The sequence below is a fragment of the Rhizobium album genome (genome assembly GCF_003122325.1).
In the GTDB taxonomy this organism is placed as follows: domain Bacteria; phylum Pseudomonadota; class Alphaproteobacteria; order Rhizobiales; family Rhizobiaceae; genus Metarhizobium; species Metarhizobium album.
Genome location: NZ_QFBC01000062.1, coordinates 1 through 527 on the forward strand (window position 1 = coordinate 1; position 527 = coordinate 527).

Annotated in this window: 1 protein-coding gene and 1 pseudogene; one reads left to right on the top strand and one right to left on the bottom strand. The window is 56.2% G+C overall.

All coding sequences use genetic code 11. The features are described from left to right. A partial coding sequence (locus DEM27_RS33420; RefSeq protein WP_133251711.1) for a transposase occupies positions 1 to 228 on the bottom strand: 228 nt, incomplete at its 3' end. Positions 229 to 303: 75 nt separating this feature from the next. On the opposite strand from DEM27_RS33420, the pseudogene DEM27_RS34925 reads away from it, so the two are divergent. Next, positions 304 to 527 (top strand): annotated as a pseudogene (locus DEM27_RS34925) (hypothetical protein); the annotation flags it as partial.

Sequence of the window (527 nt, forward strand, 5' to 3'; positions counted from 1 at the left end):
CTCAGCCAGCTTCACGTCCGACAAGTCATACCAGATCGACAACAGCATCGCCTTCAAAAGGGCGAGCGGCGGCCATGCCGGCTCGCCCCTGGCCGCGCATGAAATAACCACCAGCGCTTGATCGACCGGTGCCCGATCGATCAGGTCAGCAAGACCATCCAGCGAAGAAGTGCCGGACCGATCAACTGCAAACCCGAATGCTTCCTGACCAATCTGGCGACGGCTCATCACACACCTCCATCATTCGACGAACGAATTGAATCATCAATAAATTTCCGCGCACAGGTCTCGAATCACCTTCGGATGATCGTGTCCCAGGAGGTGGTGTATCAGGGTATCGGCGGTCACCAGTGTTTTTCCGGTAGGGTCGGGTTGTTCAAGACCAACCTGATGGAAAGAACACCGATGACCGACGACATGATGACCCTGCGCTCGCTCGTTGAGAAGAGCGCTGATGCCGATTTGCTCCGGGAGATGATCGGCTTTGCTGCCGAGAAGTTGATGTCCCTGGAGGTCAGCACGAAGAC